Below are 14308 nucleotides of genomic sequence, written 5' to 3' on the forward strand. Positions count from 1 at the left end.
TAGGAAAAAATAAGGATTGGCAAGTTACCGATTTAGCCACATTTGACCAACTTAATGAGCCAAGGTTGCCCTGATTAGGTTGTTATTTAAACCGGTCGATACAAAGCCGGTTGTCCTTCGCGGCTGGTAACTAGCTGCAGGGCGGTCGCCAGTGTCCAAACCTTCAGGAATACTCTTGAAAAAATGAAGAGTTGCTGAAACAGAAACAGCGCTGCAATCGAAAGCCAGCCACGGGTGACTATCCAGGAATCGATCAGGAAGTAGATAGCAAAACAGGCCGCTCCCATACTCATGAGTAGCAAATAAAAACCAAAAATTAATAGAAAGTGCGTCCACACCAAGCGCATGGCTTGCCGGAATACCAGAAACACCCGGGTTTCGTCGTGACGAAACAACAGGATTTTGGCACAATCGCCCACACACAACAGGAATAAAGTAACCAGGGAAAAGAAGAACAGGCAAATCAGGAACACCCAGATCATATCCTTTTCATTGGCCGTGTCACTCAGGCTGGTTCCGACTACGAAGCCAACCAGCATCCAAAAGACGGCCACGACCAAAATCAGGCCCGATATGCTCAGGAATAACCGAAAAAACCGCCCGAAAAACTGGATACAGGCGGGTAAAAACCGGCTTAATCGAAAGGGTTGCCGGAGTTCGGCCGAAGGCGACACGGAAAGCAAAATACCGCCCGAAAAAAAAATACTGCCAACCAGATACAGAACGCCCAACCAACTCCCGACGGAAAGCAGCGGATCGATTGCCGATTGGCTGTTCTGCATAAAATCAGAATAAACCGTATAGTCGAAGTTGTTCAGTAATTTTAAATATTCCAGCGAAGAACCGGTTTGTTTCTGGAGTGTTGCATAAGCGGGCAATAACACCAGCAAACCACCTGAAAAATTAACAAAGTACAGCCACAAAACCATACGCCACGCGCGACAGACGAGAAGAAATGCACGACTAATCAACATAGTACTTCAATAAAACCGTATAAAAACCCATCGTTCAGCATCCATTTTAGACCAGCCACCCCAGCCACTGCATCCAGTTTTGCACCCAGAACATCAGTTTAGCGGCATATTTAGCCGACGGACTGCCGGGCGGGCGAACGGTAAAACTGTTGTTGTTCAGATTGGTATCGATATAGATCTTCTGTTGCGGGTCGATTTTGGCCCAGTCGGCGCGGGTGGCCTGTGTTACGGTAAAGGTATGGCTGGGGGCTTTGCCGTCCCAGTGCAGAAGTTGCTCCCTTCCATTTTCGAAATGCACCAGAACCTCAACCGGTAGTTGGGCGTCGCCTTTTCGGTAAACCGTAACGGCAGAGCGGTAACTCCTCCCCTGCTTCGTGCTGGTTACCGAATGCAGTTCGTAGTCACACACCTGAGTGCCGTACAGCACCTGATCAAAAAACCAGTTCATATTCGGGCCAAACCGGTTGCCGAATCGTTTCGTAACCACCTCATTCACAATTGCTATGAAGTTATCGGCATTGGGATGTTTGAACTTCCAGCGTTCAAAATACGTCCGCATGATTTCGTCCATCACCGGACGGCCGACCAATCCGTCGAGCGTCCTCATCCACGTAGCTGGTTTAAAATAGGTCAGTTCGCCATAATAGGAATCCGGCAGTTGCCAGACATTGCCAAAAGAAGGGGCAATGGCCGGATGATCGAGGTGGACGTAGGAAGTGCGCGACAATTCGAGATTGCCCATCCGGTAGCCAAACAGATCGATGACCGATGATTTCGGGCCGTAGGTTTCGTCCATGATCCGGCCTTCGTAATACTGATTAAAGCCCTCGTCCATCCACGCTTCTTCAAACTCGTTAGTTGCCAGCAGCTGCATAAAATACTGATGGCCAAACTCATGGATGGTAACCTGCTCCGGAATCCGGATTCCTGCGGGGATTTCCCAGCTCGTTCCGGCGGTAATGAACGTCGGGTATTCCATGCCCGCTGCGCCCATCGCCGAAACCGGCGGGTCCACGATGGTAAGATTAGGAAAGGGATATCGCCCCAGCTTTTTGTCAAAATAAGCCAGCGCCACCTTGGCCGCGTCGATGTGTCGCTGCGCCTGACTCGCGTGTTCGGGTTGCATCAGGGCGCGAATGGAAACATGCCGCCAGCGGGCATCGAACGTTTCAAAATCCGGGGAAGCCGTCCAGGCAAAATCGACCACGTCTTCGGCGTGCCAGCGCTGGGTTTTGGTACCGTCCCGATTTTGGCGTTCACTTTTCAAAAGGCCGGTCGCACCAATCCGAAAGCTTTTGGGCGTCGTCAGGGCAACATCGTAGACTCCATAATCCGCATAAAACTCCGAGTGGGCGTGAAACTGGTGACAGTTCCACTGACCGGTTTTGGCATAGCGGGTTCCGGGCGGTTCATAAACGCCAATTTTGGGAAACCACTGCGCTACCAGAAAAAAATCGCGGCTATACCCCGTTCGGGCAAAGATTTTGGGCAGCCTGGCCCGAAAGGCAATGTCGAGCACAAGGCTCTGGCCGGGCGCAAGCGGCTGATTGAGCGGCAGTTGTATAACGGTCCGGTCGTCGGAATTGGCGTCGTCAGGCTGGATAAACCGGTAGTGGCCCGTCAGGTTTTCCGTTTTGCCCGATGGACCGTTGCGGGTTTTTATCGAAACAATATCGATCCAGCCGTAGGAATCAGGATCATTTCGATCGATAAAATCACCCCGCAACTGACCACCCGACTCGCGCATGAACGTCGATTTGTCGTTCCGAAACGCGTTCAGATACAAATGAAACTGCAATTCACGAATGAAGTCGCCGGACGTGTTTTTCCAGACCAGCGTCTCTTTTCCTTCCAGCCGTTTGGTTTCGGTATTGAGTTGAACGTCGATCTGGTAATTGGCGATTCGCGGACTGAGCGGCACCGAAAGGGTGGTTTTCTGTGCGTACCCAGTCTCACCCAAACATAAAAAACTGAGAGCGATTGCTACGTATTTCATGCACGCATTGTGATCCGGTTTCCGGCAAATCGTTTTCCTCAAGTAGCTACGGTTCAGGAGTTTATTGATTTTCCCGAACCCGAATCGGCACGATGGCTTCGGTCTGATCCCAGGCCAGCAACATGTCCGTTCCGCCCGATTGCGGTGCAAAGCTGATGTAAAACTGTTCGGCAACGGCATTGCGTTTGCGGGCGGCTACCGGAACCCGCAACACGTCTTTTGTCTGGTCGTAATTCGTACCCCACTGCCCCGTTTCGCGGTTGAAAATAACCATCCAACTGCCTTCCGACGGAATGGTCCAGAGCGAATATTCTCCTTCGTCCAACGGTTGACCGGCCACCGTCACGTTTTGCTCGAGCGTGATAATCGTCGCTTCGTTGGCGCCCGTGCGCCAGACTTCGCCGTAGGGCACCAGGCCGCCAAAGATTTTGCGTCCTTTTTTATACGGCTGGCAATATTCAACTTTCACCTGAACGCCATTCTCGTTAATTTCGGCAACAGCCTCCGGGCTGCTCGACTTGGTGTACGAACGAAGTCCGAAAAAACCAAGGAGTAAAACCACCGCAATGATGCCGACGATCCATAATACTTTTTTCATAGCACAACTATTTTAGGTAGATATCTGGAAAGGTATGAAAATTTGTTTGGTTGCGGGTTTCTACCGTTATTATAACTTGCAATCGCACCAGTAAACTCAACGGTCCGGACCAACCGTTCACGTTTGCAAAGCTGCAAGAAAAACCAATATCGTTTGAAACCGAATAAATACCTTCTCTTTCTGCTTACAACCATCGTTGCGTACGGGCTGTTTGAATATTACCGCCCCAAACCCATCGACTGGAATCCCACCTACACGAACAAGGACAAGATCCCGTTCGGCACCAGGGTGTTGTTTGATCTGTTGCCTGATATCATGAACCGGCAACCGGTGACAAGCCTGCGCCTGCCGGTTTATAACCATCTGTCAGATAAAAAATTACCGGCACGGAGCAATTATATTTTTGTTTGCCATACGCTGAAATTGACCGGCTTTGACCGAACGAAACTGCTGGATTACGTCAGCCGGGGCAATACGGTTTTTATTTCGGCCTATGAATTTCCGGATTCGCTGGCCAGGCAGCTGGGTTTTCGGGCTGACCTTAAAACGCCCACCCTGCGCGACACAACGCTGGGCATGAATTTCACCAACCCGACGCTTAAAAACCGGCTCGATTACCACTTCCGGCACGACGACGGCCGGAATTTTCTGGTCACCACGAAAGCCACCCAAATGACGGTTTTGGGCCGGAACGCCCGAAACGAACCGATTTTTCTGAAAATCCGGTACGGAAAAGGCACGTTTTACATTCATAATCTGCCGCTGGCATTCACCAATTTTTACGTGCTCGACCCGGCGACGGACGATTATGCCTACAAAGCCCTGTCGTATTTGCCCGCGCTCCCGACTTATTGGGACGAATACCAGAAACTGGGGCGTTTCGACGAAGATGAGCAGTCGCTCCTGCGGTATATTCTGACCCAGCCGCCCTTGGTGTGGGCCTATTACCTGACCGTCGCAGGCTTGGTGCTGTACGTTATTTTTGCGGGCAAGCGAACTCAACGCGTCATTCCCGTGGTGGAACCGCTGAAAAACACCTCGCTGGCGTTCGTGCAAAACATTGGGCGTTTGTATTTCCAACGCGCCGACCACGGGAATCTGGCCAAAAAGAAAATTCAGTATTTTTTGGCGTATGTTCGGGAACAGTTTGGGCTGAACACGACCCTGCCGGACGAAGAATTCAAGCAGGCGCTGGCGCGTAAAAGTGGCGTTTCGGAGCAGGTTGTTCATGATTTATTTCGGCAGATTGCTTTTTCACAACAGCAAATCATGAGCGAGTATGACTTGATTCGATTGAATGAACTGATTGAAAAATTTTATGTACAGGCGAAAGCATAACCGCGAATTCACCCCATGTCTCAATACGAAACCCGTCAGGATTTAACCGAACTCAAAACCGCCGTCGATGCCATCCGGGCCGAAATCGGCAAGGTCATTGTCGGACAGCACCAAACCATCGACCTGCTGCTGACGGCTTTGCTGGCCGACGGCCATGTGCTGATCGAGGGCGTTCCCGGTGTGGCTAAAACGTTGATTGCCAAACTACTGGCCAAAACCATTTCGGTCGATTTCAGCCGGATTCAGTTCACGCCCGACCTGATGCCGTCCGACGTGCTGGGAACCTCGATTTTCAATCCCAAAACTACCGATTTTGAATACCGCCGGGGACCCATTTTTTCCAACATTGTGCTGATCGACGAAATCAACCGCGCCCCGGCCAAAACGCAGGCGGCTTTGTTCGAGGTCATGGAGGAGCGTCAGGCCACCAACGACGGCATCACCTACCTGCTGGCCGAGCCGTTTCTGGTGCTGGCTACGCAAAATCCCGTCGAACAGGAAGGCACTTACCGCCTGCCCGAAGCCCAGCTCGACCGGTTTTTGTTCAAAGTTGTCGTCGGGTATCCCAACATCCTGGAAGAAGTGAACATTCTGAAAGGCCACCACGAGCGCCGGAATCTGGCCGACGCCGTCGAAGCCGTGCAACCGGCGCTGACGGCTGAACAGCTGCAAACCCTGCGGTCGCAGGTTCACCGCGTTCACATCGAAGACAAACTGCTCGAATACATCGCCCAGATCGTGCAGAGTACGCGCACCCACAAGTCGCTGTTTCTGGGCGCATCACCCCGCGCTTCGGTGGCACTGCTGAACAGCTCGAAAGCCCTCGCCACGCTCCGGGGCCGCGATTTTGTGACGCCCGAAGACGTGCAGGAACTGGCCGCGCCGGTCTTGCGGCACCGCGTGTTGCTCACGCCCGAACGCGAGATGGAAGGTGGCACGGCCGACGAGGTGATCGGCCAGGTGGTGCAGAAGATTGAAGTGCCGCGATGAACCTCTTCCGCGCGCTCTACATCTCGACCCGGGTCTGGCTGCTGCTGATCGCGTTCGTTTTGCTGTTCATCCTGGCGTACGTGTTTCCGGTATTGTTTCCGTTTGTGAAACTGCTGCTGGCGGTTTTTGTGGCGCTGCTGCTGCTGGATGGCGTTCTGCTGTTTCGAAACCGGACCGAACGGGCGGCTTTTTTTGCCCGGCGCGAACTGCCCGACCGGCTGTCGAACGGTGACGAAAATCCGGTGTCTATCTATCTGGAAAACCGCTATCCGTTTCAGACGCCGGTGGAAGTAATCGACGAAATACCGTTCCAGTTCCAAAAACGGGATGTGCTGTTTGCCGCCACCTTGAAGCCCAACGAAACGCAAACGGTACGCTATGACCTGCGGCCGACCAAACGGGGCGAATACAGTTTCGGTGCGGTGAATGTCTTTGTGATGACGCCCCTGCGGTTTTTGAAACGACGCTACGCGTTTTCGCAGAATAAACTCGTGGCGGTTTTTCCGTCGTTTCTGCAAATGCGGCAGTATGAATTGCTGGCCATTTCGAACCGCCTGACCGAAGTGGGCATCAAAAAAGTCCGCCGGATCGGCCACAGCATGGAGTTTGAACAGGTGCGGGCCTACAGCCGGGGCGACGACGTCCGGACGATCAACTGGAAAGCCACCGCCCGGCAGAGCGACCTGATGGTGAACGCATTCCGGGACGAAAGATCGCAGGCCATTTATTGCCTCATCGACAAAGGCCGCGTCATGAAGTCGCCGTTTGAGGGCCTGAGCCTGCTGGATTACGCCATCAATGCCTCCCTCGTGCTGAGCAACATTGCCCTGCTCAAACAGGATCGCGCCGGACTGCTGACGTTCTCCGACCAAATCGGGCAACTGGTGTCGGCCGAGCGTCGGCCGGGCCACCTTCAAAAGATTCTGGAAGTGCTGTATCGGCAGAAAACCCGCTTTCTGGAGTCGGATTACGAAGCCCTTTATACCAACATTCGCCGGCACATCCGGCAGCGAAGCTTATTGCTGCTTTTTACTAATTTTGAAACCGTTAACGCGCTCCGTCGCCAACTGCCTTACCTGCGCCGGATGGCCAAAGAACACCTGCTGATTGTGGTTTTCTTTGAAAATACCGAATTAAAAAGTTTATTGGCCAACCCGGCCAACACGACGGAGGAGATTTACCAGAAAACCATTGCCGAGAAGTTTTATTACGAAAAGAAATTGATTGTCAAAGAATTACAACAATACGGTATTCAGGCTATTCTGACCGCTCCGCAAAACCTGACCGCCGACACCGTGAATAAATACCTCGAATTGAAAGCGCGGGGTATGATTTAAACCCAATGAAACGACTCCGCTGGTTACTGATTGGATTGGCTGTACTGATGGGTGTTCTGGTCCTGAACACCCTCCGGTCTTCATCGAAGCAACTCACCGATGTTCCCCCCGCCCCCGCCGTTTCGGTCGGCGATTCGGCCATTAACCGGCTGGTAAAAGCCCTGCAACTGCGCACGGTTTCGTATTCGGATTATTCGCTGACGGATACCACGCAGTTTGAGAAATTTCTGACTTTACTTCAGCAATCGTTTCCCCGGATTCACCGCCAGCTCAAGCGCGAAACCTTCAACCAATACGGTTTACTGTATGAATGGAAAGGGCAAAATCCGGCGCTAAAACCGGTGTTGCTGATGGGGCATTACGATGTGGTTCCGGTGATTCAGGGAACGCAGAAAATGTGGAAAAAGCCGCCGTTCGGTGGGTTGATCGAAGACGGTTTTCTGTATGGGCGCGGCACTTTGGACGACAAAAGCAGCGTGATGGCGCAACTGGAAGCCGTCGAGTGGCTGCTCAGCACCGGTTTTCGGCCCGAACGGACGGTTTTTCTGGCCTACGGACAGGACGAAGAAGTAACCGGTTTTCGGGGTGCCCAAACCATAGCAGCCGCCCTGGCTCAACGGAAAGTTTCGCTGGAATACGTCCTGGATGAAGGCGGTGTGCTTAAAACCGACGGTATTCCCGGTCTTACCAAACCGGTCGCATTGATTGGAATCGGCGAAAAAGGATACGCCAGCATCGAACTGACGACGGTCAGCAAGGGCGGTCATTCGTCGATGCCGCCCAAACAAACCAGCATCGGCCTGATCGCTGAAGCGGTCAGCAAGCTGGAAAAGAACCCGTTTCCGGCGCGGCTCGATGCGGGTCTGGATCAGATGTTTACCTACATCGGTCCCGAAATGCCGGTCGGGCAGCGGATCGTGTTCGCCAACCAGTGGCTATTTGCTCCCCTGATCAGCCGGATCATGGTTCAATCGAACTCCGGTAGTGCGGCCCTGCGAACCACCACCGCACCCACCATTTTTCAGGCCGGAGTGAAAGACAACGTGCTGCCGATCGAAGCCACCGCCACCATTAACTTCCGGATTCTGCCCGGCGAAACGGTTGAAACCGTTGTGAAGCATGTAAAAGAAGTAATTGATGATGAGCGCATTAGGATCAACGTACTGAAAAAATTCATTAGTGAACCGTCCCCCGTTTCCGATCCGGCGGCCCCCGGTTTTGAACGGATTCACCGCACCATCAAAGGCGTTTTTCCCGAAACCATTGTCACCCCGTATTTGACCTTGGGCGGCACCGATTCGCGGTTTTATGCCCCGGTTTGTTCGCAAATCTACCGGTTTTCACCCACGCCTATGAACGACGAAGACACCCAGCGGGTTCACGGCACCAACGAACGAATCAGTCTCAAAGACTACCGGAATATGATCCGGTTTTACGTAACGCTGATCAGAAACAGCCAGCCCTAACCCATACAGAGTTCCCGATTACTAGTATTTGGTTACTATTTTATAGAAATATAGGATTATGTGTACTTTTATAAGGAGTCGACCAAACCCTTTCCTGAAAACCGGAATCCTGTTGCTATGGAAACGCCACCATCGAATTTTCGCAGGGTCGTTTATGCTACCCAAAGCAGCGGTTTTAGGAGCTATTTTCTTTGCTTTTGCCTGTTGTTGAATACGACATCGCTTCTTTTTGGCCAATCGTACTCCGTTCAGCCGGATCCGAACGGTTTTTATCAGATTCAGAAAAAAGCAACGTTCCCTTCCTCAGCCGCCCGAAAGGCGTCGAATGTGACGGTATCCATTGCGGCTGATGCGCGACGTCCGGGCGATGCGGCCGTTATTTCAGTGTCACTTGGCCCGGAAATTAATGTGAACAATGGCAGCAATTTTATACTGCTGATCAGAACATCCTCCGACCTGACGAGTCAGACAAATGTCATCTATATTTCAAATAAGGCCGTCGACAAAGCTTCCCGTACCATGCAGATACCGGTTGGTGGCTTGAATGCCAACACGGATTATTACTTCACGCTCCTCTATTCCAACGAATGCACCGGTGAAACAATCGCTGAAGCGCATTATAAAACGAGTGGCGCGCTGCAAAAGCCTAAAAAGATCCTGCTGGTTATTGACAAACAGTACGAAAATGATCCGCAGATTGAACAGGCGCTATCGGTTTATAAAGCCGACGCAAACCGCGCCGATCCGAATCTCGTTTTTGAACCGTACTACCTCTCAACCGATCCTGCCGAAAAGGGAAAACTCTACGAGCAAATCAAGAACCGGTATTTCGATTCCACGACTCCGCTCCATTACCTGTTTTTCATCGGACGAAATGCCAGTACCTACATTCGATCGTATCATCTGAACCCTAAAACCAATCTGGAGGGACCGGGCGACATTTATAGTTTACCCGGCATCGGGGTATATGCCAAAATCCTGACCCAGGATTACCCGTTCGATCCCCAGCAAAACGCTTTTATAAACCGTCGATACAACTGCCAGGCCATCGGAGCTGAGCCAATTCCCAATGACATATCGACTACGTATTTTCAATCATCCGTCATCGACATTTCCTACGGTGCCCTTGTGCCTACGCGTCCAGAAGAAGGAAAAGCTTACATCCTGCGGTATTTTGAAAAATTACACCAATACAAAACCGGTAAAATTAAGTTTGACAAAAAAGTTTTGCTGGCCGATACGTTCTATTACGATGGGAGTTATCCGAAAAAAATCGAAGAATTAACCGGTCGCTGGACCCACAACGATACCATAACCGTTCCGAAGAAATATGGTCCAAATTTTCACGGGACAGACCCGATCTGGCGGGCGGATTACCTCAAAAAGGTAGGCAGCAACTCCTACGAAATAGCAGCTTTTTACGGGCATGGTTCACCGAATTTGCATTATTTTGAAATAACACCCGCTGATATTCAGAATCTTGGCAAACTTAATACCCTTCTTTTTGACTTCCTTGCCTGCTCCGTTGGCGGTATCGATGTACGGGATTATCTGGCTGGTACGTATCTGGATAAAGGAAACACCTTGCTTGTGAATGCCTATTCGGTCACCATATTTGCATCTACGCGCGAAAACGAATCGCCTTTACTGGAAAAATTCAAGGAAAAACAACCCTTTCAGGCGTTTGCCCAGGGGGCTTATGTCAGCGATGCCTACCGGCACGGGTTTGCGTTTAATGATGCCCAATACCTGCTTGGCGATCCGCTGCTGCTGCTCGATCCGCCCTGTACGAATGCCGAACCGCTGGTTATTTCAACGCCCGGTTCGTTATCCATTTGCCCCGGCGACACCGTTTCGCTCCACGTTTCCGGGACGTTTACGGACTTCCGCTGGTTCCGCAACGGGCAGGAAATCACTAGCGCGAAAAGCAATAAACTGATGGTTAGTCAAGGCGGTATGTATACGGCAAAGGCTAAACAGTGCGGCCAGGAGATCAGCAGCGAAGGTATTGCCGTGACGGAAAAACCGGGTCCTCCAACGCCGGTTCTGACGCTGGAAACCTTCCCGGATCGCTACCGGCTGCGCGTAACGCCCGCGGGTGCTTTTTCCGGTGGTTTTAACTGGTACATCAACGGCGAACGCTGGCAGGAAACTACGCAGGATACTGTCAGCCCTATTTTACTGGCCGACTATACCGTTCGGGTAGTAAAAGAGGGCTGTTCCGCTTTGTCAAAACCGGTTTCGATCCGGATCGAGCAGCCGGTTTTGGCCATAACCGGCAGTAATCCGGCCTGTTCGGGCGACAGCATCGTGGTGAAAGCGCCCGAAAATTTTAGTTCCTACACCTGGCTGACGAAAGAAGGTGCGGCCGTGGTAACCACCAGCAACAGCCGGGTGTATAAACAGAATGCGACGGTGGCCGTCACGCCCAGGCGGGGCAGTCTGGCAGGGCCAACATCCGCTTATGTTACGCTGACCTTCAAACCCAAACCGCCTAAACCGACCATTACGCTGGAAAGTGCCGGATTCCGGTCGAGCAGCCCGGTCAATAACCAGTGGTATTTGAACGGCAATCCGTTGCCGGACTCGACCCGGCAAGTGCTGCGGAATCCGGGGGCCGGAACCTACCGCGTCCGCGTGACGGAACAGGGCTGCTACAGCGAGTCGGACCCGATGCTTATTACGGCGGTAGAACCCACCTTAGGCACTTTGAAGGTGTATCCAAATCCCGGCAAAGGCACCTTCTGGATCGAATGGCCCAACGCCTTCCGGTCAGGCGAGCTGGAGGTGGTCGATAATCTGGGCCGCAAAGTCTACAGCCGTTCATACAGCAGCAAACCGTCGGGACCGGTGCCAGTGACCCTGAAAACCGCCCCGGGACTATACCTGCTGCGACTTTCGACTTCCGGACAAATTCACACCGTGAAGGTAGTAATTGAAACCGATTGATGGATCGGAAACAGGGATTAACGATTGCTCCGTGCTTTCATACCACGTCCCCAAAAAACGAAAAGAACGAGGGCCAGCATAACAAAGTTGAATGGCGTGTTGGCAGCCTCTCCACGGGAAAAATGAAAGACAATGGCACTCAACTGAAGCACAGCGCATCCCAATGCGGCCCATATCGTCAACCCAGGCTTAATACCGGTAAGCGCAGGCAAAATGAGGCCGATGCCGCCACCCAGATCGAACACGCCCGTTATACGCAGCAGGTTCGGATACTCTCCCGCCCAGGGCCACAGTCCGGCGATCGTCGGAACTGGCGTAACCAGCTTGAAAATTCCCGTGCCGATGAAAAGGATTGCAAGCAGTGCCTGAGTAATCCAGAGGATAATGTGAAGCGTTTTTGATTTTTTTGGCTGACTGGTCATACCGGCTTAACGAGTAGTTGGTTCGATGGGCAAAGGTCATTACTTTAGCTTTCAAAAAGTAAGCAGTTACCTTAACGTAAGCGATATGATTTTAACGGAAGGCAAAACGAAGCATATCGAATGTCTGGAACAGATGCTTCCAATCCGGGATGCGCTGGATGTCATCAGCGGCAAGTGGAAAATGTTGATTCTGACGTCCATCATGCATGGCAACCGGCGGTTTAAAGAAATAGAGACGAGCATCCCCAAAATCAATCCCAAGATTCTTTCCAAAGAATTAAAAGACATGGAAGAACATCAGCTGATCAAACGCATCGTCCATGACGAGTATCCGGTTTTAATCGAGTACGTCGCCACGGATTATTCACGCACGCTGAAAAGTGTGATGATGGAACTGCATGCCTGGGGCGTCAATCACCGGAAGAAAATCCTCGGACAGTGATTGAAATGAAAGAGGCCGTTCCTTTTGAGACGGCCTCTGCCAATTTTCAACGCAACCGGCGGTTGCGCCAGTGAGGCACATCCTGCCTAACCTGCCTGAGCTTCAACCCGCTCATTTCCCCTGCGAAACCGCGGCCAGCAGTTTCCCTTCCAGCACCGGGCGCGGGTCTTTGCTGTTTGATAAAACCGCCAGACTTTTCTGGAATTCAAGCCGCAGATTGTCACCATCGAACCGGCAGGTCACGTTTTCATAATGCGCGGTTTCGATAAACCGCCAGGTCATGGTGAACGTATTTTCGTCACTCCAGGCACCACTGGCGGCCACTTTCGTTTTAGTTTCTTTCGGAACCGACGTCGGAACCAGTTTCAGCGGAACGGTCGACAAATCGGATTCTCCTTCTTTCCAGCTACCCAAACCGCAAACCACCCGGTGTTCACCCTGATCGTCGTGCAGCGTACAGACGCCCGAGCCGTTCTGGAACGCCAGCGAAACCCGCTTGATATTCAGAGCATTGTCGGCAATTTGGTACGATTTCCCACTCACCCGCGCCACCGTCGGCGAAGCGGCTTGCCCCGTTGGCAGCGGCAAGGCCAGCGACGCCAGTTTCTGTTTCAGCGGAACCGTGGACTTGGCAGTGATAGCCGTCGGCTGAATACCGGGCAGAATGTGTTTCCAGACCTGATCCAGAATGCCCTGCATATCGCTCGTTTCGCTCGTAATGGCAATTACCGTATCTTCTTTCGGCATCACAATGCAATACTGACCGTAGGCACCATCGCCCCGGAACGCGTCGTTTCGGCAACGCCAGAACTGGTATCCGTAGCCCTGCAGCCAGTCGTTTTCCTCCTTCGTGCGGGATCCGCCTTTCGACTGAATTTCAAATTTAGTCGCATCCTCGATCCAGGCTTCGGGCAAAAGCCTCTTGCCGTTCCAGACGCCTTTTTGCAGGTATAACTGGCCAAACTTGGCAATGTCTTCGGTTCGGACGCGCAGGCCCCAGCCGCCGGTAGCAATGCCTTTGGGGTCGGTTTCCCAGTCGGCCCCCTCGATGCCCAGCGGTTCGAAAAGCCGGGGTTTCAGATAGTCCAGCAGCGGCTGGCCGGTCACTTTCTGAACAATGGCCGACAGCATGTAGGTGGCTCCGCTGTTGTAGACAAAAAACGTTCCGGGTTCGTGTTCAACGGGTTGCGCCAGAAAGGCTTTCACCCAGTTTTTCTCCGGATCGGCCCGAAGCGAGCCCGTCGAATCTTTATCGTGGCCGGTTGCCATCATCAGCAAATCCTTCACGCGCATGGCGGCCAGATTGGCACTCACGGTAGCAGGTACGTCCTGCGGAAAAAAGGAAACCACCTTATCATTAACCGTCAGCCGCTTTTCGGCAACGGCCATCCCAACGGCCGACGACGTAAAGCTTTTGCTCAGCGAATACAGCGTATGTTTGAGTTCGGGGGCGTAGGGGGCCCACCAGCCTTCGGCCACCACTTTCCCGTGCCGGACCACCATCAGGCTGTGCAGGTTTAGTTTCCCTGCTTCAACGGCGTTGACAAAATCCAGCAGCCCCGACGACGAAACGCCCTGCGCTTCGGGCAGGCTGCGCGGCAGATGGAAAGACCGGAGGGGCGTGGCCTGGAGCGACGCTGGCAGTGAACCGGCCACGGCAAGACCCGCAGCACCCAGCCCCAGCTGATGGAGAAAAAATCGACGAGTTAAGGTCATGATCGTAGGAATAGTATGATTTTATCAAGTGATTTTGCCAAAATACACAGAAAATAGCAATCTTTAGGCTCACGGTTCCC

At 52.4% G+C, this 14308-nt stretch carries 11 protein-coding genes; 6 read left to right on the forward strand and 5 right to left on the reverse strand.

Annotation, left to right across the window (positions count from 1 at the left end; translation table 11 throughout):
- Positions 1–86: 86 nt before the first annotated feature.
- The 3 genes from EHT87_RS26210 to EHT87_RS26220 all read right to left on the reverse strand — a co-directional run bounded on the left by EHT87_RS26210 (position 87) and on the right by EHT87_RS26220 (position 3568).
- Positions 87–890, reverse strand: a complete 804-nt coding sequence (locus EHT87_RS26210; RefSeq protein ID WP_148096042.1) for a hypothetical protein — start codon at positions 888–890, stop codon at positions 87–89.
- 130 nt (positions 891–1020) lie between these two features.
- Entirely contained in the window at positions 1021–2970 is a 1950-nt protein-coding gene (locus EHT87_RS26215) for a M1 family metallopeptidase (RefSeq protein ID WP_124909771.1), read from the reverse strand.
- Positions 2971–3031: 61 nt separating this feature from the next.
- Positions 3032–3568 (reverse strand): DUF2911 domain-containing protein, encoded by a 537-nt coding sequence (locus EHT87_RS26220; protein WP_124909772.1) that lies wholly within the window; start codon positions 3566–3568, stop codon positions 3032–3034.
- 153 nt (positions 3569–3721) lie between these two features.
- Here EHT87_RS26220 and EHT87_RS26225 point away from each other — a divergent pair, with 153 nt between their 5' ends.
- The 5 genes from EHT87_RS26225 to EHT87_RS26245 all read left to right on the forward strand — a co-directional run bounded on the left by EHT87_RS26225 (position 3722) and on the right by EHT87_RS26245 (position 11648).
- Positions 3722–4906, forward strand: a complete 1185-nt coding sequence (locus tag EHT87_RS26225) for a DUF4350 domain-containing protein (RefSeq protein WP_124909773.1) — start codon at positions 3722–3724, stop codon at positions 4904–4906.
- Positions 4907–4921: 15 nt separating this feature from the next.
- A complete protein-coding gene (locus EHT87_RS26230) occupies positions 4922–5896 on the forward strand; it encodes an AAA family ATPase (RefSeq protein WP_124909774.1) in 975 nt (324 codons plus the stop codon).
- Positions 5893–7233, forward strand: coding sequence for a DUF58 domain-containing protein (locus EHT87_RS26235; RefSeq protein ID WP_124909775.1), 1341 nt, complete (start codon positions 5893–5895; stop codon positions 7231–7233). Before EHT87_RS26230 ends, EHT87_RS26235 begins: the two co-directional genes overlap by 4 nt.
- A 5-nt stretch (positions 7234–7238) precedes the next feature.
- On the forward strand, positions 7239–8699 hold the full coding sequence (locus tag EHT87_RS26240; protein ID WP_124909776.1) for a M20 family peptidase: 1461 nt from the start codon (positions 7239–7241) through the stop codon (positions 8697–8699).
- Between the two features lie 117 nt (positions 8700–8816).
- Positions 8817–11648, forward strand: coding sequence for a T9SS type A sorting domain-containing protein (locus EHT87_RS26245; protein WP_124909777.1), 2832 nt, complete (start codon positions 8817–8819; stop codon positions 11646–11648).
- A gap of 17 nt (positions 11649–11665) precedes the next feature.
- On the opposite strand, the gene EHT87_RS26250 is transcribed toward EHT87_RS26245, so the two are convergent.
- Positions 11666–12070 (reverse strand): DoxX family protein, encoded by a 405-nt coding sequence (locus tag EHT87_RS26250; protein ID WP_124909778.1) that lies wholly within the window; start codon positions 12068–12070, stop codon positions 11666–11668.
- Between the two features lie 85 nt (positions 12071–12155).
- Between EHT87_RS26250 and EHT87_RS26255 the strand changes: the two genes are divergently transcribed.
- Positions 12156–12512: a winged helix-turn-helix transcriptional regulator gene (locus EHT87_RS26255; protein WP_124909779.1), complete on the forward strand. Its 357-nt coding sequence runs from the start codon at positions 12156–12158 to the stop codon at positions 12510–12512.
- A 111-nt stretch (positions 12513–12623) separates the two neighbouring features.
- Here the strand turns inward: EHT87_RS26255 and EHT87_RS26260 are convergent, their stop codons facing one another.
- Complete coding sequence (locus EHT87_RS26260; protein WP_124909780.1) at positions 12624–14228, reverse strand: serine hydrolase domain-containing protein; 1605 nt, start codon at positions 14226–14228, stop codon at positions 12624–12626.
- Positions 14229–14308 lie beyond the last annotated feature (80 nt).

This window comes from Larkinella knui, assembly GCF_003858645.1.
Taxonomy (GTDB): Bacteria; Bacteroidota; Bacteroidia; order Cytophagales; family Spirosomataceae; genus Larkinella; species Larkinella knui.

Excerpts from the sequence above, each read along its gene's own strand:
- EHT87_RS26215 (WP_124909771.1), bottom strand. The coding sequence starts at position 2,970 with ATGAAATACGTAGCAATCGCTCTCAGTTTTTTATGTTTGGGTGAGACT.
- EHT87_RS26220 (WP_124909772.1), bottom strand. The coding sequence starts at position 3,568 with ATGAAAAAAGTATTATGGATCGTCGGCATCATTGCGGTGGTTTTACTC.
- EHT87_RS26230 (WP_124909774.1), top strand. The coding sequence starts at position 4,922 with ATGTCTCAATACGAAACCCGTCAGGATTTAACCGAACTCAAAACCGCC.
- EHT87_RS26235 (WP_124909775.1), top strand. The coding sequence starts at position 5,893 with ATGAACCTCTTCCGCGCGCTCTACATCTCGACCCGGGTCTGGCTGCTG.
- EHT87_RS26240 (WP_124909776.1), top strand. The coding sequence starts at position 7,239 with ATGAAACGACTCCGCTGGTTACTGATTGGATTGGCTGTACTGATGGGT.
- EHT87_RS26245 (WP_124909777.1), top strand. The coding sequence starts at position 8,817 with ATGGAAACGCCACCATCGAATTTTCGCAGGGTCGTTTATGCTACCCAA.
- EHT87_RS26250 (WP_124909778.1), bottom strand. The coding sequence starts at position 12,070 with ATGACCAGTCAGCCAAAAAAATCAAAAACGCTTCACATTATCCTCTGG.
- EHT87_RS26255 (WP_124909779.1), top strand. The coding sequence starts at position 12,156 with ATGATTTTAACGGAAGGCAAAACGAAGCATATCGAATGTCTGGAACAG.
- EHT87_RS26260 (WP_124909780.1), bottom strand. The coding sequence starts at position 14,228 with ATGACCTTAACTCGTCGATTTTTTCTCCATCAGCTGGGGCTGGGTGCT.